Source organism: Blastococcus sp. SYSU DS1021 (assembly GCF_054050995.1).
On the sequence record NZ_JBJHAL010000010.1, the window covers coordinates 1 to 21,909 of the forward strand.

15 protein-coding genes are annotated in these 21,909 nt (G+C 70.2%); 7 read left to right on the top strand and 8 right to left on the bottom strand.

Annotated elements, in window-relative coordinates:
- Window positions 1-112: 112 nt before the first annotated feature.
- From tuf to rpsL, 4 genes are all read right to left on the bottom strand, one after another.
- Window positions 113-1,306 carry an elongation factor Tu gene (gene tuf / locus ACI8AP_RS09340; protein WP_456589066.1) on the bottom strand — a complete coding sequence of 398 codons (1,194 nt, stop codon included), beginning with the start codon at window positions 1,304-1,306 and terminating at the stop codon, window positions 113-115.
- Between the two features lie 90 nt (window positions 1,307-1,396).
- Window positions 1,397-3,496, bottom strand: coding sequence for an elongation factor G (gene fusA / locus ACI8AP_RS09345; RefSeq protein ID WP_456589067.1), 2,100 nt, complete (start codon window positions 3,494-3,496; stop codon window positions 1,397-1,399).
- Window positions 3,497-3,576: 80 nt separating this feature from the next.
- Entirely contained in the window at window positions 3,577-4,047 is a 471-nt protein-coding gene (rpsG, locus tag ACI8AP_RS09350; protein ID WP_456589068.1) for a 30S ribosomal protein S7, read from the bottom strand.
- A complete protein-coding gene (gene rpsL / locus ACI8AP_RS09355) occupies window positions 4,047-4,421 on the bottom strand; it encodes a 30S ribosomal protein S12 (protein WP_012950487.1) in 375 nt (124 codons plus the stop codon). Before rpsL ends, rpsG begins: the two co-directional genes overlap by 1 nt.
- Before the next feature lie 523 nt (window positions 4,422-4,944).
- On the opposite strand from rpsL, the gene ACI8AP_RS09360 reads away from it, so the two are divergent.
- From ACI8AP_RS09360 to ACI8AP_RS09390, 7 genes are all read left to right on the top strand, one after another.
- Window positions 4,945-5,985 carry an LLM class F420-dependent oxidoreductase gene (locus tag ACI8AP_RS09360; protein WP_456589069.1) on the top strand — a complete coding sequence of 347 codons (1,041 nt, stop codon included), beginning with the start codon at window positions 4,945-4,947 and terminating at the stop codon, window positions 5,983-5,985.
- Window positions 5,986-6,166: 181 nt separating this feature from the next.
- Window positions 6,167-7,291, top strand: a complete 1,125-nt coding sequence (locus ACI8AP_RS09365) for a sensor histidine kinase (RefSeq protein WP_456589070.1) — start codon at window positions 6,167-6,169, stop codon at window positions 7,289-7,291.
- Window positions 7,288-8,031 (top strand): LytR/AlgR family response regulator transcription factor, encoded by a 744-nt coding sequence (locus ACI8AP_RS09370; protein WP_456589071.1) that lies wholly within the window; start codon window positions 7,288-7,290, stop codon window positions 8,029-8,031. The genes ACI8AP_RS09365 and ACI8AP_RS09370 overlap by 4 nt, the downstream gene beginning before the upstream one ends.
- 3 nt (window positions 8,032-8,034) lie before the next feature.
- A complete protein-coding gene (locus tag ACI8AP_RS09375) occupies window positions 8,035-8,409 on the top strand; it encodes a hypothetical protein (protein WP_456589072.1) in 375 nt (124 codons plus the stop codon).
- A 19-nt stretch (window positions 8,410-8,428) separates the two neighbouring features.
- The gene (locus ACI8AP_RS09380; protein ID WP_456589073.1) at window positions 8,429-9,958 is read left to right on the top strand and encodes a sodium/solute symporter; all 1,530 of its coding nucleotides are present in this window, start codon (window positions 8,429-8,431) and stop codon (window positions 9,956-9,958) included.
- Between the two features lie 265 nt (window positions 9,959-10,223).
- Window positions 10,224-10,595 carry a DUF485 domain-containing protein gene (locus ACI8AP_RS09385; RefSeq protein WP_456589074.1) on the top strand — a complete coding sequence of 124 codons (372 nt, stop codon included), beginning with the start codon at window positions 10,224-10,226 and terminating at the stop codon, window positions 10,593-10,595.
- Window positions 10,588-12,201 (top strand): solute symporter family protein, encoded by a 1,614-nt coding sequence (locus ACI8AP_RS09390; RefSeq protein ID WP_456589075.1) that lies wholly within the window; start codon window positions 10,588-10,590, stop codon window positions 12,199-12,201. The genes ACI8AP_RS09385 and ACI8AP_RS09390 overlap by 8 nt, the downstream gene beginning before the upstream one ends.
- 215 nt (window positions 12,202-12,416) lie before the next feature.
- Here ACI8AP_RS09390 and ACI8AP_RS09395 read toward each other — a convergent pair whose 3' ends face one another.
- The 4 genes from ACI8AP_RS09395 to rplJ all read right to left on the bottom strand — a co-directional run bounded on the left by ACI8AP_RS09395 (window position 12,417) and on the right by rplJ (window position 21,645).
- Window positions 12,417-16,322: a DNA-directed RNA polymerase subunit beta' gene (locus tag ACI8AP_RS09395; RefSeq protein ID WP_456589076.1), complete on the bottom strand. Its 3,906-nt coding sequence runs from the start codon at window positions 16,320-16,322 to the stop codon at window positions 12,417-12,419.
- A gap of 93 nt (window positions 16,323-16,415) precedes the next feature.
- Entirely contained in the window at window positions 16,416-19,922 is a 3,507-nt protein-coding gene (rpoB, locus tag ACI8AP_RS09400; RefSeq protein WP_456589077.1) for a DNA-directed RNA polymerase subunit beta, read from the bottom strand.
- 695 nt (window positions 19,923-20,617) lie between these two features.
- Window positions 20,618-21,013, bottom strand: coding sequence for a 50S ribosomal protein L7/L12 (rplL, locus tag ACI8AP_RS09405; protein ID WP_456589078.1), 396 nt, complete (start codon window positions 21,011-21,013; stop codon window positions 20,618-20,620).
- A 17-nt stretch (window positions 21,014-21,030) separates the two neighbouring features.
- The gene (gene rplJ, locus ACI8AP_RS09410) at window positions 21,031-21,645 is read right to left on the bottom strand and encodes a 50S ribosomal protein L10 (RefSeq protein ID WP_456589079.1); all 615 of its coding nucleotides are present in this window, start codon (window positions 21,643-21,645) and stop codon (window positions 21,031-21,033) included.
- Between the last annotated feature and the right edge of the window lie 264 nt (window positions 21,646-21,909).

Here is a 21,909-nt window from a genome sequence, read left to right on the forward strand (position 1 = left end):
TTGTTATTTTGTCCGGGGGTGATCCGCGGGCGGGGGGGCGGGGCGGCGCCCCCCCCCCCCCCCCCGGCGGCGGGGCCGCCCCCCCCCCCCCCCCCCCCCCCCCGTCAGGGTGTTACTTGAGGATCTTGGTGACGCGGCCGGCGCCCACGGTGCGGCCACCCTCGCGGATGGCGAACCGCAGACCCTCCTCCATGGCGATGGGCTGGATCAGCTCCACCGTCATCTCGGTGTTGTCGCCGGGCATGACCATCTCGGTCCCGGCGGGCAGGGTCACGACGCCGGTCACGTCCGTCGTCCGGAAGTAGAACTGGGGACGGTAGTTGTTGAAGAACGGCGTGTGACGGCCACCCTCGTCCTTCGAGAGGATGTAGACCGAGCCCTCGAAGTTGGTGTGCGGGGTGATCGAGCCGGGCTTCACGACGACCTGGCCGCGCTCGACGTCCTCGCGCTTGATGCCACGGAGGAGCAGACCCACGTTGTCGCCGGCCTGACCCTGGTCGAGCAGCTTGCGGAACATCTCGACGCCGGTGACGGTCGTCTTCGTCGAACCCTCGCGGATACCGACGATCTCGATCTCCTCGGAGACCTTGACGATGCCACGCTCGACGCGACCGGTGACGACGGTGCCACGACCGGTGATCGTGAAGACGTCCTCGACGGGCATGAGGAACGGCTTGTCGATCTCACGCTCCGGCTCGGGGATCGCCGAGTCGACGGCGTCCATGAGCTCCATGAGCTTGTTGCCCCACTCGGCGTCGCCCTCGAGGGCCTTCAGCGCGGAGACGCGGACCACGGGGACGTCGTCGCCCGGGAACTCGTACTCGCTGAGCAGCTCGCGGACCTCGAGCTCGACGAGCTCGAGGATCTCCTCGTCGTCGACCATGTCGGCCTTGTTGAGCGCCACGACGATGTAGGGGACGCCGACCTGGCGGGCCAGGAGGACGTGCTCCTTGGTCTGCGGCATCGGGCCGTCGGTGGCGGCCACGACCAGGATCGCGCCGTCCATCTGCGCGGCACCGGTGATCATGTTCTTGATGTAGTCGGCGTGCCCGGGGCAGTCGACGTGCGCGTAGTGCCGGTTCTCCGTCTGGTACTCGACGTGCGCGATCGAGATCGTGATGCCGCGAGCCTTCTCCTCGGGCGCCTTGTCGATCATGTCGAAGGCGGAGGCCTCGTTGAGGTCCGGGTACTTGTCGTGCAGGACCTTGGTGATCGCCGCGGTCAGCGTCGTCTTCCCGTGGTCGATGTGCCCGATGGTGCCGATGTTGACGTGCGGCTTGGTCCGCTCGAACTTGGCCTTGGCCACTGGGTTCCTCTCCTCGTGGTTACGCAGGTGGTGCGTGCTCTGGGGTGGGGGCTGTGCTCCGGAGCTCGCGGGCGGTCGCCCGCATCCCGGTTACTCGCCGGTCGCCTTGGCGATGATCTCCTTGGCGACGTTGGCCGGGACCTCGGCGTACGAGTCGAACACCATCGAGTAGCTCGCCCGTCCCTGGGTGCGGCTGCGCAGGTCGCCCACGTAGCCGAACATCTCCGACAGCGGGACCAGTGCCCGGACGACGCGGGCGCCGGAGCGCTCCTCCATCGCCTGGATGAGCCCGCGGCGGGAGTTGAGGTCGCCGATCACGTCGCCCATGTTCTCCTCGGGCGTCGTGACCTCGACCGCCATCAGCGGCTCGAGCAGGGCCGGGTCGGCCTTGCGCGCCGCCTCCTTGAAGGCGATCGAGCCGGCGATCTTGAAGGCCATCTCCGAGGAGTCGACCTCGTGGTACTGGCCGTCGAGGAGGCTCGCCTTGACGCCCACCATCGGGTAGCCGGCGAGGACGCCGTACTGCATGGCGTCCTGCATGCCCTGGTCCACCGACGGGATGTACTCCTTGGGGACGCGACCGCCGGTGACCTTGTTCTCGAACTCGTAGGTCGCGGAGTCGGCACCCATGGGCAGCGGCTCGATGGCGATCTGCACCTTCGCGAACTGCCCGGAGCCACCCGTCTGCTTCTTGTGGGTGTAGTCGTACCGCTCGACCGCCTTGCGGATCGTCTCGCGGTAGGCGACCTGCGGCTTGCCGACGTTGGCCTCGACGTTGAACTCGCGCCGCATGCGGTCGACGAGGATCTCCAGGTGGAGCTCGCCCATGCCGGAGATGACGGTCTGACCGGTCTCCTCGTCGAGCTTGACCTGGAAGGTCGGGTCCTCCTCGGCGAGCTTCTGGATCGCCGTGCCCAGCTTCTCCTGGTCGCTCTTGGTCTTCGGCTCGATGGCGACCGAGATGACCGGGGCCGGGAAGGTCATCGACTCGAGGATCACCGGCTTCTGCGGGTCGCAGAGGGTGTCACCCGTCGTCGTCTGCTTCAGGCCGTTGACCGCCACGATCTGGCCGGCGCCCACGCCCTCGCGCTCCTCGCGCTTGTTCGCGTGCATCTGGTAGATCTTGCCGACCCGCTCCTTGCGGTCCTTGGTGCTGTTGAGCACCGGGGAGCCGGAGTCGAGGCGACCCGAGTACACGCGGATGTAGGTCAGCTTGCCCAGGTGCTGGTCGGTCTGGATCTTGAAGGCCAGCGCCGAGAACGGCTCGTCCTCGTCGGCGTGCCGGAGCACCTCGGTCTCGCCGTCCATGGCGGTACCGACGATCGCCTCGACGTCCAGCGGGCTGGGCAGGTAGTCCGTGACCGCGTCGAGCAGGGGCTGCACGCCCTTGTTCTTGAAGGCGGTACCGGTGAGCACCGGGTTCACCTGCGCGGCGATGGTCGCCTTGCGGATGGCGGCCTTGAGGCGGTCGACCGAGATCTCCTCGCCCCCGAGGTAGGACTCCATGAGCGAGTCGTCGAAGTCCGCGATGTTCTCGAGCAGCTTCTCGCGGTACTCGGCGGCCTGGTCGGCGAGCTCCGCGGGGATCTCCTCGACCGCGTAGTCCTCGCCCATCTTGGTCTCGCCGCGCCAGGTGAGCGCCCGCATCTGCACCAGGTCGACGACGCCGATGAAGTCGGCCTCGGCCCCGATCGGCAGCTGCAGCACCAGCGGGTTCGCCCCGAGGCGCTCCACCATCATGTCCACGCACCGGAAGAAGTCGGCGCCGGTCCGGTCGAGCTTGTTGACGAAGCACATGCGCGGGACGCCGTACTTCTCGGCCTGCCGCCAGACCTGCTCGGTCTGCGGCTCGACGCCGGCGACACCGTCGTAGACGGCGACGGCACCGTCGAGCACCCGCAGCGACCGCTCCACCTCGACGGTGAAGTCGACGTGCCCGGGGGTGTCGATGATGTTGATGTCGTAGCCGTTCCAGGAGCACTTCGTCGCGGCGGACGTGATGGTGATGCCGCGCTCCTGCTCCTGCTCCATCCAGTCCATCGTGGCCGCGCCGTCGTGGACCTCACCGATCTTGTAGTTGATACCGGTGTAGAAGAGGATGCGCTCGGTCGTGGTGGTCTTGCCGGCGTCGATGTGCGCCATGATCCCGATGTTGCGGGTCTTGGCGAGCTGGGCCTCGTTGCTGGCCATTCCTTACTCCTCTTGCTGGTTGTCCGTGTGCGGGTGCCGGGGGTCGCCCGGGAGTCCCGCCGACGGCGGGCGCTGGTGCGTTACCAGCGGTAGTGCGCGAAGGCCTTGTTCGACTCGGCCATCTTGTGCGTGTCCTCGCGCCGCTTCACAGCCGCACCCAGACCGTTGCTCGCGTCCAGCAGCTCGTTCATCAGACGCTCGGTCATCGTCTTCTCGCGGCGGCCGCGGCTGTACTGGATGAGCCAGCGCAGGCCGAGGGTGGTGCTGCGGGAGGCGCGGACCTCGACCGGGACCTGGTAGGTCGCACCACCGACGCGGCGGCTGCGGACCTCGAGGGCCGGCTTCACGTTGTCCAGCGCCCGCTTGAGCGTGACGACCGGGTCGGTGTCGGTCTTGGCGCGGCAGCCCTCGAGGGCGCCGTAGACGATCGACTCGGCGACCGAGCGCTTGCCGTCGACCAGCACCTTGTTCACCAGCTGGGTCACCAGCGGCGACTGGTACACCGGGTCGGCGACGAGCGGGCGACGCGGCGCGGGGCCCTTGCGCGGCATTAGCTCTTCTCCTTCTTCGCGCCGTAACGGCTGCGAGCCTGCTTGCGGTTGCGGACACCCTGGGTGTCCAGCGAGCCACGGATGATCTTGTAGCGCACGCCCGGCAGGTCCTTCACGCGGCCGCCGCGCACGAGCACCATCGAGTGCTCCTGCAGGTTGTGACCGACGCCCGGGATGTAGGCGGTCACCTCGATGCCACTGGTGAGGCGGACGCGAGCGACCTTGCGCAGCGCCGAGTTCGGCTTCTTCGGCGTCGTCGTGTACACGCGCGTGCAGACTCCGCGACGCTGGGGCGAACCCTTCAGCGCCGGGGTCTTGGTCTTCTCGACCTTGTCCTCGCGGCCCTTGCGGACCAGCTGGTTGATCGTGGGCATGGGTGGCCTGGATCTCCTACCTGCGCTGGGGTGGTGCTCGTCTGTTTTCTGCTCTGCGGTGGTGCTGGGGTGCCGGTCCCTCGTCGGAACCTCCCCGACCCCGGCCCTGTTCCACGTCCGGTCCACGTGGTCGGGCGTGTCGCCCTTCCTCGGACCGGTGCGGCGTCTGACCGAACTCGGTTGCCCCTCGCGACTCGGCGCCGCCACCCACCCCGGCCGGGCCGGGAGGACGGTCCCCGGCGACCCTGAGATCTGCATCTCGGGCCGCCCAGGCGCACCGCGAACGGGAGCAGGCCCAGGGCACCCTGGGCACGGCTGACCACGATACCCGTGCCCGCGGAGCCGGTCAAAGCCGGGTGCCTCACATGCGTCGACAGGTCGACGGGAGGGGCTGGGTGGCAGCCGGAGTGCCCGGACACTACCGCCGCCCCGGCCTCGGGGACAGCTCCACCGCGCACCCCGGCGCGCGACCGATACCGTGCGGACGACGTCAACGGTGGCGCCGCGACACAGAGGAGTGCACGTGCGGATCGGCATCCAGGCCAGCTACAGCGGGGGTTTCCAGGAGACGGCGGCGGAGATCCGCGATCTCGAGGCCGCGGGGCTCGACCTGGCCGCGGTGGCCGAGGTCTACACCTTCGACGCGGTCAGCCAGCTCGGCTACCTGGCGGCGGTGACCGAGCGGGTCGAGCTGCTGAGCGCGATCTTCCCCATCTACAGCCGCACCCCGGCGCTGACCGCGATGACCGCCGCCGGCCTGGACTTCGTGTCCGGCGGCCGCTTCACCCTCGGGCTCGGCGCCTCCGGCCCCCAGGTGATCGAGGGCTGGCACGGCGTGCCCTACGACGCGCCCCTGCAGCGCACCCGCGAGGTCGTGGAGGTCTGCCGCCAGGTGTGGCGCCGGGACCGGCTCGACCACCAGGGGAAGAAGTACACGATCCCACTGCCGGCCGACCAGGGCACCGGCCTGGGCAAGCCGCTCAAGCTGATCAACACCCCGGTCCGCGACCGGATCCCGGTGATGCTGGCCGCCCTCGGCCCGAAGAACGTCGAGCTCGCCGCCGAGATCGCGGAGGCCTGGGAGCCGATCTTCTTCGTGCCCGAGAAGGCGGCGTCGGTGTGGGGCGACTCCCTGGCCGCCGGCAAGGCCAAGCGCGACCCGGCGCTCGGCGACCTGCAGGTCGTCACCGGCGTCCCCGTCGCCGTCGGTGACGACGTCGAGGGGCTGCTGGAATCCGTGAAGCCGGCGCTCGCCCTCTACATCGGCGGCATGGGCGCCCGCGGCAAGAACTTCTACAACGACCTCGCCGTCCGGTACGGCTACGAGGCCGAGGCGAGGACCATCCAGGACCTCTACCTCGACGGCAGGAAGGACGAGGCCGCGGCCGCCGTCCCCGACGAGCTGGTGCGGGCGTCGTCGCTGATCGGCCCGGAGGGCTACGTCGCCGAGCGGATCACCGCCTTCGCCGAGGCCGGCGTGACCACCCTGATGCTCCAGCCGCTCGACGGCAGCAGGGAGGGGCGGCTGCGGACGGTCGAGACCGTGAAGCGGCTGGCCGGGTAGCCGTTCGCAGCAGGAGACGGCGACTCCGGCTCCCCGCCCGTCGCACGCGCCCGGGATGGCGGGACACGTGCGCGCGCTCTACGGTGCGCTTCCGGCTGCACCTGCGACGTGCAGCGCACGCACGGACGGGTGGAAGGGAGAACGGGCCGCGCCGCACCGGCACCGGCGCCCCCGACGACAGATGCGCATCTCGTGGCGGTGGCTGCGGCCCGGCCAGCTCGGGACGGAGGCGGAACAGGCGACGTTCCGGACCCTCCACTCGGCCTCCCTCACCGCGCCCGCGCTGCGTGAGGGCCTGACCGCGAGCTCGGCGGAACGTGCGGTCCGCCATCTGCGCGACCTGCTCGGGGTGCCGGCGGTCGCGCTCACCGACACCGTGTCCATGCTCGCGTGGGACGGTCGGTTCGGACACCACGAGCGGCACGCCTCGGCTCTTGCCGCCTTCGTGCTCGAGTCGGGCAACACCGTGGTCCGGGACCGCACCGACTTCTCCTGCGCCTATGCCGGGTGCGGGCTGCGACAGGCCGTGATCAGCCCGCTCGTGGTGGACGACCGGGTGGTCGGCACCCTGCAGGCGTTCACGCCGTCCGCGTCCACCCGGCTCGTGCGGGCCGCCGGCGAGGTCGCACGCTGGGTGTCGGGGAACCTGGAGCTCGCCGAACTCGACGCCTCCCGCACCCGGCTGATGGAGGCCGAGGTACGGGCGCTGCGGGCGCAGATCAGCCCGCACTTCATCTACAACTCGCTGACCGCGATCGCGTCGTTCGTGCGCACCGATCCGGAGCGGGCCCGGGAGCTGCTGCTGGAGTTCGCCGACTTCACCCGGTACTCCTTCAGCCGGCACGGCGAGTACACGACGCTGGCCGAGGAGCTGCGGTCGGTCGAGCGCTACCTCGTGCTCGAGAAGGCCCGGTTCGGCGACCGGCTCCAGGTGACGCTGCGGGTGGCCCAGGAGGTGCTGCCGGCGGCCGTGCCGTTCCTCTGCCTCCAGCCGCTCGTGGAGAACGCCGTCCGGCACGGGCTCGAACGCAAGCCGGGTACCGGGACGGTCACCATCATCGCCGCGGACAACGGCGGCGAGTGCCTGATCTCCGTGGAGGACGACGGCATCGGCGAGGACCCGGAGAAGGTGCGACGGGCGCTCGCCGGCGACACGTCCGTCGACTCGGTGGGGCTGGGCAACGTGGACGCCCGGCTGCGCACCGCCTTCGGCGACGACTACGGCCTGGTCGTCGAGACCGGCCCGGGAGCCGGCACGAAGGTCAGCGTGCGGGTGCCCAAGTTCGCCCCGGGGGTGCGCCCGTGACGGCCGACCTGTTGACCGTGCTGGTGGTCGACGACGAGCGCCCCGCCCTCGACGAGCTCCGCTGGCTGCTCGAGCGGGACCCCCGAATCGGCACCGTCGTGACCAGCGACTCGGCCACCGAGGCGCTGCGGATCCTCCAGGAAGGAACCCTCGACGGGGTCTTCCTGGACATCCGGATGCCCGGGCTCACGGGCCTGGACCTGGCGCGGGTGCTGTCCCAGTTCAAGACGCCGCCTCCGGTGGTCTTCGTGACCGCCCACGACGACCACGCCGTCGACGCGTTCGAGTTGGACGTCGTCGACTACGTCCTCAAGCCCGTTCGGGACGACCGGCTGACGGAGGCGGTCCGCCGGGTGGCCGCTGCGCGGGCGGGCGGCCCCCCGCCCGCCGACGACGACATCGCCGTCGAGCTCGGCGGGGTGACGAGGTTCGTGCCCCGCTCCAGCATCCGCTACGTCGAGGCGCAGGGTGACTACGCCAGGCTGCACACCGCGTCGGGCGGCCACCTGGTCCGGGTTCCGCTGACCACCTTGGAGGAGGCCTGGAAGGACGCCGGGTTCGTGCGGATCCACCGGTCGCTGCTGGTCGCGCTGCAGCACGTGGACGAGGTGCGGATGGACGCCGGCCGGTGCACCGTGGTCGTCGGCGGCGTGGAGCTCGGGGTGAGCCGGCGGCACACCCGGGAGCTCCGCGACCTCCTGGTGCGCCGGGCGCGGCCGGGCCACTCGGGGAGGTGGTGAGCGGTGCCGGACCCGACCCCACGCCGGGTGCGCGTCACCAGCCCGCGCACCGGGGCTGCGCGGGCGCAACGGGTCCCGGCTGCCCGGGAGATCGACGACCAGACCCTCCTCGGCGAGGTGTACGTGACGTCGCTGCTGCGCTCCCAGCTGCGCCTGGCCCTGCTGACGATGGCCGCCCTGGCCGTGTTCGTCGGTGGGATCCCCCTGGTCTTCTGGCTGGTGCCGGATCTCGCCGCGGTCGAGGTGCTCGCCGTACCGCTCCCCTGGTTCCTGCTGGGGTTCGCCGTCTACCCGTTCCTGTTCGTGGTCGGCTGGCTCTACGTGCGTGCCGCCGAACGCACCGAGCGGGATTTCACCGACGTGCTGAACCGCTCGTGACGCCCCGGACCGGCCGGCCGTGACCGCGGCCGGCTACAGCATCGCCGGCGTCACGGTCGTGGTCGTCGCCACGTTGGCGATCGGTGCCTACGGGTGGCGGTTCTCGCGCACCACCAGCGACTTCTTCGTCGCCTCCCGCACGGTGCGGCCGGGGCTGAACGCGTCGGCGATCGGTGGGGAGTACCTCTCCGCCGCCTCCTTCCTCGGTGTCGCCGGTCTGGTGCTGGCGTTCGGCACCGACATGCTGTGGTACCCGGTCGGCTGGACGGCGGGCTACCTGGTCCTGCTGGTGTTCGTCGCCGCGCCACTGCGCCGCTCCGGTGCCTACACGTTGCCCGACTTCGCCGAGAGCCGGCTGGAGTCGCTGGCGGTGCGCCGGTTCTCCTCGCTGCTGGTGGTGGCGATCGGCTGGCTGTACCTGATGCCGCAGTTCCAGGGCGCCGGTCTGGCGCTGGCCACCACGACCGGGACCGAGCCGTGGCTGGGCGGCGCGCTGGTCGCGGCGGTGGTGCTGGTCAACGTGCTGTTCGGCGGGATGCGGAGCATCACCTTCGTCCAGGCGTTCCAGTACTGGCTGAAACTCACCGCGCTGCTGTTCCCGGTGCTCTTCATGGCCGGCGTCTGGCTCGGCGACGGCGGCCCCTCCCCCGCTTCGGCCGTCGCCGGGGGCCTGGGTGGGTCCGGGGACGAGTGGGCGTCACCGCTCGCCGGGAGCGGGCACCAGCTCTACACGACGTACTCGATCATCGTCGCCACGTTCCTGGGCACCATGGGGCTCCCCCACGTGGTGGTGCGCTTCTACACCAACCCCGACGGCATCGCGGCCCGCCGCACGACGCTCCTCGTGCTGGCCCTGCTCGGTCTGTTCTACGTGCTGCCGCCGATCTACGGCGGCCTGGGCCGGCTGTACACACCGGACCTGATCAGCAGCGGCCGCACCGACACCGTGGTCCTGGAGCTGCCGGCGCGGATGCTGAGCGGCACGATGGGTGAGCTGCTGTCCGCCCTGACCACCGCCGGGGCCTTCGCCGCGTTCCTGTCCACGTCGTCCGGGCTGACCGTCGCGGTGGCCGGCGTGATCAGCCAGGACGTGATGGGACGCCGGTTCCGCGGGGTGCGCGCGTTCCAGGCGGCGGCCGTCACGGCCGTCGTCGTCCCGCTCGGTCTCGCGTTGCTGACCGAAGGGGTCGGTGTCGCCCGGGCCGTCGGCCTCGCCTTCGCCTTCGCCGCCTCCACCTTCTGCCCGTTGCTGGTGCTGGGCATCTGGTGGCGCCGGCTCACCGACGCCGGCGCGATCGCCGGGATGCTCGTCGGTGGCGGCTGCGCCGGGTTCGCGGTGCTGGCCACCCTGCTCGGACTGGCTCCCGACGGCTGGCCCGGCGCCCTGCTCGCCCAGCCGGCTGCCTGGACGGTCCCGCTGGCGTTCCTCACGATGACGGTGGTCTCGCTGGCCACGCCCAGGCGCCTGCCCCGGCACGCCGCCCGCAGCATGGCCAGGCTGCACACACCCGAGGCGGTGCTGCTGGACCGCGGTCCGCTCCCCCGGTGATCGCCGAGGCGTCGCCGCGGTGCTGCGACGCCGTCCGTCACGAGACCGATGTGACCGGCGCCTCCCCGCGCGACCGTTCGTCCCGCTGGACGTGCCGTACGTCGACGCGTGCTCGCCGCTCACCGCAGAGTCCGCGCGGTCCCCTGCCCTCCCGGGAGCCGGCTCCCTAACGTGACAGCGCTCACACCTGGCCGCTGTTGCTCGGCCACGGTGGTCCCGACCCCGACCTGGAGGCCGCACGTTGACCCCGACAGACGAACGACGGTTGCTGACACCGCAGGAGTACCGCGCCGCACAGAACTCCCCGGAGTTCGTCGAGCTGAAGAAGCGGTTCCGCAGCTTCGCCTTCCCGATGACGGTCGCGTTCATCGTCTGGTACCTGCTCTTCGTCCTGCTGTCGACGTACGCCTCGGACTTCATGTCGACCCAGGTGTTCGGCAACGTGAACGTGGGCCTGCTGTTCGGCCTCGCCCAGTTCCTGACCACCTTCGTGATCACCCACCTCTACGTGGCGCACGCGAACAAGCGCACCGACCCCATCGCCGACGAGATGCGCGAGCGTCTCGAGGCGCACGACTACGCGCCCGACGCGACCGCCGGCGGCGACACCGACACCCAGGGGGCGACCCGTGCCTGAGCTGCTCGCCGCCGATGCCACCATCGGCAACCCGGCGATCAACATCTCCATCTTCGGCGCGTTCGTCGTCGTCACGCTGGCCATCACCTTCCGGGCCAGCCGCAACAACAAGAGCGCGGCGGACTACTACGCCGCAGGCCGCACCATCACCGGTCAGCAGAACGGCCTCGCCATCGCCGGTGACTACCTGTCGGCGGCCTCGTTCCTCGGCATCGCCGGCGCCATCGCCATCTACGGCTACGACGGCTTCCTCTACTCCATCGGCTTCCTGGTGGCGTGGCTGGTCGCGCTGCTGCTCGTCGCCGAGCTGATGCGCAACACCGCCCGGTTCACCATGGCCGACGTGCTGGCGTTCCGGATGCGGCAGGGGCCGGTGCGCACCGCCGCCGCCATCTCGACGCTCGCGGTCTCGCTGTTCTACCTGCTCGCCCAGATGGCCGGCGCCGGTGGCCTGGTGGCGCTGCTGCTCGGGGTGAGCGGCCCGGTGGCCGAGGCGCTGGTCGTCGTCGTCGTGGGTGCGCTGATGATCTTCTACGTCCTCGTCGGCGGGATGCGCGGCACGACGTGGGTGCAGATCATCAAGGCCAGCCTGCTGATCGCCGGCGCGCTGGTGATGACGCTGTGGGTGCTCGGCGAGTACGGCTTCAACCTGTCGGCGCTGCTCGGCGGCGCGGTGCAGAGCGCCGGCAACGAGTCGGTGCTCAACCCCGGTGCGCAGTACGGCGTCAGCGACGCGACCCGGCTGGACTTCATCAGCCTGGCCCTGGCCCTGGTGCTCGGCACCGCCGGCCTGCCGCACGTGCTGATGCGCTTCTACACCGTGCCGACGGCGAAGGCCGCGCGGACCTCGGTGGTCTGGGCGATCTGGCTGATCGGCATCTTCTACCTGTTCAGCCTGGTCATCGGCTACGGCGCCGGCGCCATGGTCGGTGCCGAGCGCATCGTCGCGGCCCCGGGTGGGGTGAACGCCGCCGCCCCGCTGCTGGCCTTCGAGCTCGGCGGCACGGTGCTGCTGGGCATCATCGCCGGCGTCGCGTTCGCGACGATCCTCGCGGTCGTCGCCGGCCTCACGATCACCGCGTCGGCGTCGTTCGCCCACGACGTGTACGCATCGGTGATCAAGAAGGGCGACGTCCCGCCGAACGGTGAGGTCAAGGTCGCCCGGATCACCGCGGTCGTCATCGGTGCCGTCGCGATCGGCCTGGGCATCCTGGCGCTGCGCGCCGGGCTGAACATCGCCTTCCTCGTGGCGCTGGCGTTCGCGGTGGCCGCCTCGGCGAACCTGCCGACGATCCTCTACACGCTGTTCTGGAAGCGGTTCACCACCCAGGGCGCGCTGTGGTCCATCTACGGCGGTCTGATCATCTGCGTCGGGCTCATCGTCTTCTCCCCGGTGGTGTCGGGGACCGAGACCTCGATGTTCCCGGGCGGGAACTTCGACTTCTTCCCGCTGCGCAACCCGGGCCTGGTGTCGATCCCGGCCTCGTTCCTCCTCGGCTACCTGGGCACGGTGCTCACGAAGGAGAAGCCGAACGAGGACAAGTGGGCCGAGCTCGAGGTGCGGGCCCTCACCGGCATCGGGGCGGAGAAGGCCGTCGACCACTAGAAGGACCTGGCTCCTCCCCGCACCTCGCTCCGCTCGGCGCGGGCCCCTGGAGCCAGGCCGTTCCATCCGCTTGCGAGGCGCGCGTCCCCTGCGGGGGCGCGCGCCTCGCGCGTTGCGGGGTCCCGGGATCTGCCCGCTGCCGCTGCAGGAAAGGCCAGAGGCCCAGAACCATGCAGGTTCTGGGCCTCTGGCGTTCAGCGGCTACTGGGGGGCCGTCAGCCCCGCCAGTCGTACTCCTCGAGGCGGACGGCCTCGCCGGTGCCCTGCCCGAAGACGTCCGGGCTGTAGTACTGCCCGTCCTCGTAGCCGGCCATCGTGTACACGGCGGCGCGCGCCTCCTCGGTCGGCTCGACCGCGATGTTCCGGTAGCGGCTGATCCCCGTACCCGCCGGGATCAGCTTTCCGATGATCACGTTCTCCTTGAGCCCGAGCAGGCTGTCGCTCTTGCCCTGGATCGCGGCGTCGGTGAGCACCTTGGTCGTCTCCTGGAAGGAGGCGGCCGACAGCCACGACTCGGTCGCGAGCGAGGCCTTGGTGATGCCCATGAGCACCGGACGGGCCGAGGCCGGCTCGCCGCCCTCGGCGACGACGCGGCGGTTCTCCGTCTCGAAGATCGTCCGCTCGACCAGCGCACCGGGCAGGAACTCCGTCGCGCCCGAGTCGATGATGGTCACCCGCTTCAGCATCTGGCGGATGATCACCTCGATGTGCTTGTCGTGGATCGACACGCCCTGGCTGCGGTAGACCTCCTGGACCTCGCGAACCAGGTGCAGCTGCACCTCACGCGGGCCCATGATCCGCAGCACCTCGTGCGGGTCGACCGCACCCTCGGTCAGCTGCTCGCCGACCTCGACGTGGGCACCGTCCTCGACCCGCAGCCGCGAGCGACGCGACAGCTTGTCGTAGACGACCTCGTCGGAGCCGTCGTCCGGGGTGATGGTGAGCTTCCGGAACTGCTCGCCGTCCTCGATCCGGACGGTGCCGGCCAGCTCGGCGATCGGGGCCTTGCCCTTGGGGACGCGGGCCTCGAAGAGCTCCACCACACGCGGCAGGCCGTGGGTGATGTCCTCACCCGCGACACCACCGGTGTGGAAGGTGCGCATCGTCAGCTGGGTGCCGGGCTCACCGATCGACTGGGCGGCGATGATGCCGACCGCCTCGCCGACGTCCACCAGCTTGCCGGTCGCGAGCGACCGGCCGTAGCAGGTGGCGCAGGTGCCGAGCAGCGACTCGCAGGTCAGCACGCAACGGACCTTGACCTCGCTGACGCCGGCGTCGATGAGCGCCTGGATCAGCACGTCACCCAGGTCGGAGTTGGCCTGCGCGATGACGGTCCCGTCCTCGGCCACCACGTCGGCGGCCAGGGCGCGGGCGTAGACGCCGGTCTCCACGTGCGGGTCACGCGTCACCACACCGTCGAGGACGGTGCCGATCGGCATGATCACGCCGCGGTCGGTACCGCAGTCCTCCTCGCGGATGATGACGTCCTGCGAGACGTCCACCAGACGCCGGGTGAGGTACCCGGAGTCGGCGGTCCGCAGCGCGGTGTCGGCCAGACCCTTGCGGGCACCGTGCGTGGAGATGAAGTACTCCAGCACGGACAGACCCTCCCGGAAGTTGGCCTTGATCGGCCGCGGGATGATCTCGCCCTTCGGGTTGGCGACCAGGCCGCGCATACCGGCGATCTGGCTGATCTGCATCATGTTGCCTCGGGCGCCCGAGTTGACCATGACCCAGACCGGGTTGGTGGTGGGGAAGTTGTCCACCATCGCCTGGCTGACCTCGGCCCGCGCGCGGGTCCAGATCTCGATCAGCTCGCCACGACGCTCGGCGTCGGTGATGACGCCGCGCTCGTACTGCTTCTCGATCTTCGCGGCCTCGGCCTCGTGCCGGTCGAGGATCTCCTGCTTGACCGGCGGTGTGACGACGTCGTCGATGGCGATGGTGACGCCCGACCGCGTGGCCCAGCGGAACCCGGCGGCCTTGAGGGCGTCCAGCGTCGCCGCGACCTGCACCTTGGGGTAGCGCTCGGCGAGGTCGTTGACGATCGCCCCGAGCTCCTTCTTCGGCACCTGGTAGTTGACGAAGCGGTAGTCCTCGGGCAGGGCCTCGTTGAACAGCACCCGGCCCAGGCTGGTCTCGACCAGCGCCGGCTGACCGGGGGTCCAGTCCTCGGGCTGCACCCAGGCCTCGTTGACCTTGCCGTTGTCGACGCCGAACACCTCGTCGAGGCGGATGTAGGCCCGCTCCTGCAGCCCCAGCGCGCCCACGTCGTAGGCCATGACCGCCTCGGCGGCCGAGGAGAACGACGCCGGCTGACCACCGTCGGCCTCGTGCCGCGAGGGCACCAGGGTCGTCAGGTGGTACAGGCCCAGCACCATGTCCTGGGTCGGCGCGGTGATCGGGCGACCGTCGGCCGGCGACAGGATGTTGTTCGACGACAGCATCAGGATGCGGGCCTCGGCCTGGGCCTCGGCCGACAGCGGCAGGTGCACCGCCATCTGGTCACCGTCGAAGTCCGCGTTGAACGCGGTGCAGACGAGCGGGTGGATCTGGATGGCCTTGCCCTCGACCAGCTGCGGCTCGAAGGCCTGGATGCCCAGGCGGTGCAGCGTCGGTGCGCGGTTGAGCAGCACCGGGTGCTCGGTGATGACCTCTTCCAGCACGTCCCACACGACCGGGCGCGCGCGCTCGACCATCCGCTTGGCGGACTTGATGTTCTGCGCGTGGTTGAGGTCGACCAGCCGCTTCATCACGAAGGGCTTGAACAGCTCCAGCGCCATCTGCTTGGGCAGGCCGCACTGGTGCAGCTTCAGCTGCGGGCCGACGACGATGACCGAACGGCCGGAGTAGTCGACGCGCTTGCCGAGCAGGTTCTGGCGGAACCGGCCCTGCTTGCCCTTGAGCAGGTCGCTCAGGGACTTCAGCGGACGGTTGCCCGGACCGGTGACCGGACGGCCGCGACGGCCGTTGTCGAACAGCGCGTCCACGGACTCCTGGAGCATCCGCTTCTCGTTGTTGACGATGATCTCCGGCGCGCCCAGGTCGAGCAGTCGCTTGAGCCGGTTGTTCCGGTTGATCACCCGGCGGTACAGGTCGTTCATGTCGCTGGTGGCGAAGCGGCCACCGTCGAGCTGCACCATCGGGCGCAGGTCCGGCGGGATGACCGGGACGCAGTCCAGCACCATGCCCATGGGCGAGTTGCGGGTCTGCTGGAACGCCGCGACGACCTTCAGCCGCTTGAGGGCGCGCAGCTTGCGCTGGCCCTTGCCGCTGCGGATCGTCTCGCGCAGCGAGACGGCCTCGGCGTCGAGGTCGAAGCCCGCGAGGAGCTTCTGCAGCGCCGCGGCGCCCATGCCGCCCTCGAAGTACTCACCGAAGCGGTCCCGCAGCTCGCGGTAGAGGCCCTCGTCGGCGATGAGCTGCTTGACCTCGAGCTTGCGGAAGGTGTCCATCACCTCGTCGAGGCGGTCGATCTCCCGCTGGGAGCGGTCGCGCAGCTGGCGCATCTCGCGCTCGCCGCCCTCGCGCACCTTGCGGCGGACGTCGGACTTCGCGCCCTCCGCCTCCAGCTCGGCGAGGTCGGCCTCGAGCTTCTGCTGGCGCGCCTCGACGTTCGCGTCGCGCTGGCTCTCGAGGTTGGACTTCTCGGCGCTGATCTCGGCCTCGATGGTCGGGAGGTCGCGGTGGCGCGCCTCGTCGTCGACCGAGGTGATCATGTAGGCCGCGAAGTAGATGATCTTCTCGAGGTCCTTGGGCGCCAGGTCGAGCAGGTAGCCGAGCCGCGACGGCACACCCTTGAAGAACCAGATGTGCGTGACCGGAGCGGCGAGCTCGATGTGGCCCATCCGCTCGCGGCGGACCTTGGCCCGGGTCACCTCGACGCCGCAGCGCTCGCAGATGATCCCCTTGAAGCGGACCCGCTTGTACTTACCGCAGTAGCACTCCCAGTCCCGGGTGGGACCGAAGATCTTCTCGCAGAAGAGACCGTCCTTCTCCGGACGCAGGGTGCGGTAGTTGATGGTCTCGGGCTTCTTCACCTCACCGTGCGACCACTGGCGGATGTCGTCGCCGGTGGCCAGACCGATGCGGAGCTCGTCGAAGAAGTTGACGTCGAGCAAGGTGTGACCCCTTTCAGGGGCTAGTGCTTCGCTTCTATGACTTGGAAGTGGTGGTCGGCCGGCCCCGACTGCTCAGGGCCGGCCGACTACCGATCAGACGTCTTCGACGGACGACGGCTCGCGGCGGGACAGGTCGATGCCCAGCTCCTCCGCGGCCCGGAAGACCTCGTCGTCGGTGTCGCGCAGCTCGATCGCCTGCCCGTCGCCGGAGAGCACCTCGACGTTGAGGCACAGCGACTGCAGCTCCTTGAGCAGCACCTTGAACGACTCCGGGATGCCCGGCTCGGGGATGTTCTCGCCCTTGACGATGGCCTCGTAGACCTTCACGCGGCCGAGGATGTCGTCGGACTTGATGGTGAGCAGCTCCTGCAGCGCGTAGGCCGCGCCGTAGGCCTGCATCGCCCAGCACTCCATCTCGCCGAAGCGCTGGCCACCGAACTGCGCCTTACCACCCAGCGGCTGCTGCGTGATCATCGAGTAGGGGCCGGTCGAGCGGGCGTGGATCTTGTCGTCGACCAGGTGCAGCAGCTTCAGGATGTAGACGTAGCCCACGGCGATCGGCTCGGGGAAGGGCTCCCCGGAGCGGCCGTCGAACAACCGCGCCTTGCCGGTGGGCTGCACCATCCGCTTGCCGTCGCGGTTCGGGATCGTGGACGAGAGCAGCCCGACGATCTCCTCCTCCTTGGCACCGTCGAACACCGGCGTCGCAGTCCGGGTGCCCGGCGCCGCCGACCTCGCCGCCTCGGGCAGGTTCTTCGCCCAGTCCGGGTCGCCGTCGACCTGCCAGCCCTGCTTGGCGATCCACCCGAGGTGCATCTCCAGGACCTGGCCGACGTTCATGCGGCCGGGGACGCCGAGCGGGTTGAGGACGATGTCGACCGGGGTGCCGTCCTCGAGGAACGGCATGTCCTCCTGCGGCAGGATCTTCGAGATGACGCCCTTGTTGCCGTGGCGGCCGGCGAGCTTGTCACCGTCGGAGATCTTGCGCATCTGGGCGACGTAGACCCGGATCAGCTCGTTGACGCCGGCAGGCAGCTCGTCGCCGTCCTCGCGCGAGAACACGCGGACGCCGATGACCTTGCCGGACTCACCGTGCTTGACCTTCAGCGACGTGTCGCGCACCTCGCGGGCCTTCTCGCCGAAGATGGCCCGCAGCAGGCGCTCCTCGGGGGTCAGCTCGGTCTCGCCCTTGGGCGTGACCTTGCCGACGAGGATGTCGCCGGGGACGACCTCGGCCCCGATGCGGATGATGCCCCGCTCGTCGAGGTCGGCCAGCACGTCCTCGGAGACGTTCGGGATGTCCCGGGTGATCTCCTCGGCGCCGAGCTTGGTGTCGCGGGCGTCGACCTCGAACTCCTCGATGTGGATCGAGGACAGGACGTCGTCCTGCACGAGGCGCTGCGACAGGATGATCGCGTCCTCGTAGTTGTGGCCCTCCCACGACATGAAGGCGACCAGGAGGTTCTTCCCCAGCGCCATCTCGCCCTCGTCGGTGCACGGCCCGTCGGCGATGACCTGGCCCACCTCGACTCGCTGCCCCTCGTCGACCAGCGGGGTCTGGTTGACCGAGGTGCCCTGGTTGGAGCGGCGGAACTTCAGCAGCCGGTAGGTCTGCCGGGTGCCGTCGTCGGCCATCACGGTGACGTAGTCGGCGGTGGAGTCCTCGACCACACCGGCCTTCTCCGCCACGACCACGTCGCCGGCGTCGACGGCGGCCCGCAACTCCATGCCCGTGCCGACCAGCGGCGCCTCGCTGCGCAGCAGCGGCACCGCCTGCCGCTGCATGTTCGCGCCCATGAGCGCGCGGTTGGCGTCGTCGTGCTCGAGGAACGGGATCATCGCCGTCGCGACCGAGGTCATCTGCCGCGGCGAGACGTCCATGTAGTCCACGTTCTCGGGGGCGAGGTAGTCGACCTCGCCACCCTTGGTGCGGACCAGGACGCGCTCCTCGGCGAGGCGGCCCTGCGCGTCGAGCGGGCTGTTGGCCTGCGCGACGACGAAGCGGTCCTCCTCGTCGGCGGTGAGGTAGTCGATCTGGTCGGTGACGGTGCCGTTCTCGACCTTGCGGTACGGCGTCTCGATGAAGCCGAAGGCGTTGACCCGGCCGTAGGAGGACAGCGAACCGATCAGGCCGATGTTCGGGCCTTCCGGCGTCTCGATCGGGCACATCCGGCCGTAGTGGCTCGGGTGCACGTCGCGGACCTCCATGCCGGCCCGCTCACGCGACAGACCACCGGGACCCAGCGCCGACAGGCGGCGCTTGTGGGTCAGGCCCGCGAGCGGGTTGGTCTGGTCCATGAACTGGGACAGCTGGCTGGTGCCGAAGAACTCCTTGATGGAGGCGACGACCGGCCGGATGTTGATCAGGGTCTGCGGCGTGATCGCCTCGACGTCCTGGGTCGTCATCCGCTCGCGGACCACGCGCTCCATGCGGGAGAGGCCGACCCGGATCTGGTTCTGGATCAGCTCGCCGACGGTGCGCAGGCGGCGGTTGCCGAAGTGGTCGATGTCGTCGACGCCGTGGTCGGGCTCGCCGGCGTGCAGGCGCACGACGTACTCGATGGTGGCGACGATGTCGTCCTCGGTCAGCGTCTGGGTGCCCTGCGGCACCTCGACGCCCAGCTTCTTGTTGACCTTGTACCGGCCCACCTTGGCCAGGTCGTAGCGCTTGGGGTTGAAGAACAGGTTCTCCAGCAGCGCCTGCGCCGACTCACGCGTCGGCGGCTCGCCCGGCCGCAGCTTGCGGTAGATGTCGAGCAGGGCCTCGTCCTGCCCCGCGATGTGGTCCTTCTCCAGCGTGGCCAGGACCGTGGGCGACCACTGGAAGTGCTCGCGGATGCGGTCCTCGCCCCAGCCGAGGGCCTTGAGCAGGACGGTGACGGGCTGGCGGCGCTTGCGGTCGATGCGGACGCCGACGGTGTCGCGCTTGTCGACGTCGAACTCCAGCCACGCACCGCGGCTGGGGATGACCTTGGCGCTGAAGACGTCCTTGTCCGACGTCTTGTCCAGCGTCTTGTCGAAGTAGACGCCGGGGCTGCGGACGAGCTGGGACACGACGACGCGCTCGGTCCCGTTGATGACGAAGGTGCCCTTGTTCGTCATGATCGGGAAGTCGCCCATGAACACCGTCTGGCTCTTGATCTCGCCGGTGGTGTTGTTCATGAACTCGGCGGTGACGAACAGCGGCGCCGCGTAGGTCATGTCCTTGTCCTTGCACTCCTCGAGGGACGCCTTGACGTCCTCGAAGCGCGGGTTGGAGAAGGACAGCGACATCGAGCCGCTGAAGTCCTCGATCGGGGAGATCTCCTCGAGGATCTCGGCGAGGCCACCGACGGCCGCCTCCTGCTCCTCGGGCGAGAGGGTGGCCCGCCACTCGGGGCTCCCCACGAGCCAGTCGAAGGACGCGGTCTGCAGGGCGAGCAGATCCGGCACCTCGAGGGGCTCGGAGATCTTGGCGAACGAGACGCGCAGCGGCGCGCCGGGGATCTTCTGCTGGTCGGCCTCGCCGGTGCGGGGGCCGTTCTGCGTGACCGGGGTGGTTCGGGTGTTACCCGACTCGGTGGTGCCGGGGGTGATGCTGGTGGGGCGAGAGCCTGCCAAGATGCGTCCTTCCAAGGACCTCACGACGTGCGGGCGGTGGGCTGCGGGGTCGTCCTGGGTCGTCGTCGGTGGTGGCGAGGCTGTCCGCGACGGCCGCGATCGCTCGCCGGACAGGTCAGCGCGGGCATCGCCCGGTGGATTCCCGGGCGACCGTCGTGACCCGTTGTGGCGGGCAGGCAGTCAGAGGGCAGCGCAACAGGAGACCCTACCCCTGGTGGCGCGCGATGTCCACGTCGGGGGCACCGGTGCGAGCGGCGCCACATCCGCGGGACGGGCGGTCCTCCGGCGGGGCCGGTGGGGTGAGCGGCGGATCCATGATGTCAGCCATCCCGCTCCGGTGGGACCGCCACGCCGAGCGGCCCGGTTGCCGGGGCGGCCCCACCCGGGCCCGCACGGAGGCGGCGGCCTCGCCGGCCGGACGACGAGATGCGCACGCGGCCGGACTCAGCTGGCGGTGAGCGCCAGCCCGCTGATCGTCCACTCGCCGTCGATGGTGACCATGCGCGGCCTGCACCGTCGGCACCGTCTGCACGCACGACTGGCCCGGCGGAGGTCACACGTGCCACGGAGTCTGCGTGACCCCCGCTCCCTCCTGGGCGGCGGAACCACCCGGACATGCGACAGGGGCCGTCCTCCAGGTGGTGGACGGCCCCTGTGCGGGGTGGTGCGCTCCCCGGCTCAGGCCGGGGAGGGCGTCACTTGACGGTGACGGAGGCGCCGGCGCCCTCGAGAGCGGCCTTGGCCTTCTCGGCGGCGTCCTTGGCGACCTTCTCCAGGACCGGCTTGGGCGCGTTGTCGACCAGGTCCTTGGCCTCCTTGAGGCCGAGCGAGGTCAGGCCGCGCACCTCCTTGATGACCTGGATCTTCTTGTCGCCGGCGCTCTCGAGGATGACGTCGAACTCGTCCTGCTCCTCGGCAGCGGCACCGGCGTCGCCGCCACCACCACCGGCGGCCGGGGCGGCCGCGACGGCGACGGGGGCAGCAGCGGTGACCTCGAAGGTCTCCTCGAACTGCTTCACGAAGTCGGACAGCTCGAGGAGGGTCATCTCCTTGAACGCGTCGAGCAGCTCCGTGGTGGAAAGCTTGGCCATGGTGTCTCCTTCTGGGGTCAGTCGGTGCTGGCCGCGGCGTCAGCGGCGTCAGCGTCGGGGGTGGTGGTGTCGGCAGCAGCGGTGTCCGCGGCGGCGTCGGCGGTGGAGTCGGCGCCCTCGGCGGGCTTCTTCTCCTTGAGCGCCTCGGCCAGGCGGGCGACCTGCGACAGCGGGGCCTGGAAGAGGCCGGCGGCCTTGGTCAGGTTGCCCTTCATCGCGCCGGCCAGCTTGGCCAGCAGCACCTCGCGCGGCTCGACGTCGGCCAGGGCGGTGACCTCGGCGGGGCTGACGGTGCGGCCCTCGACGACACCACCCTTGACGACGAGCAGCGGGTTGGTGCGCGCGAAGTCGCGGATGGCCTTGGCGGCCTCGACGACGTCGCCCTCGATGAAGGCGATCGCGGTGGGACCGTTGAGCAGCGGGGCGAGGTCGGTGTGACCGACCTGGTCCGCCGCCCGCTTCGTCAGGGTGTTCTTGACGACGGCGTAGCTGCTGCCCTCACCGAGGGAACGGCGCAGCTGGGTCAGCTGGGCCACGGTCAGCCCGCGGTACTCGGTGAGCACCGCCGCGCTGGACGACTGGAACCGCTCGGTGATCTCGTCGATCACCGCGGCCTTCGCCTGCGTGGGCATGGGCCTCCTCTCGTCTGTCGGGCGACTGCTGGACGCTGCACGACGACGTGCGACGAGAGGCCCGGAGACGAGGAACGCCCCGGCGCAGGGCGCACGGGGCGAGGGGCAGGCGCGGAGGCCTGCCGATCGAACCGTCCTCCTGCGCGGGTCGCCCGGAGCTCCGGGACCTTCGATCGCACGCGGACGTGCGACGACCAGCGGTCTTGGGGGGAACGTCGACAAGAGTACGCCATACGCCGACGGCCCCGCCGCGCGGGTGCGCAG

Excerpts from the sequence above, each read along its gene's own strand:
- fusA (WP_456589067.1), bottom strand. The coding sequence starts at position 3,496 with ATGGCCAGCAACGAGGCCCAGCTCGCCAAGACCCGCAACATCGGGATC.
- rpsG (WP_456589068.1), bottom strand. The coding sequence starts at position 4,047 with ATGCCGCGCAAGGGCCCCGCGCCGCGTCGCCCGCTCGTCGCCGACCCG.
- rpsL (WP_012950487.1), bottom strand. The coding sequence starts at position 4,421 with ATGCCCACGATCAACCAGCTGGTCCGCAAGGGCCGCGAGGACAAGGTC.
- ACI8AP_RS09365 (WP_456589070.1), top strand. The coding sequence starts at position 6,167 with ATGCGCATCTCGTGGCGGTGGCTGCGGCCCGGCCAGCTCGGGACGGAG.
- rplL (WP_456589078.1), bottom strand. The coding sequence starts at position 21,013 with ATGGCCAAGCTTTCCACCACGGAGCTGCTCGACGCGTTCAAGGAGATG.
- rplJ (WP_456589079.1), bottom strand. The coding sequence starts at position 21,645 with ATGCCCACGCAGGCGAAGGCCGCGGTGATCGACGAGATCACCGAGCGG.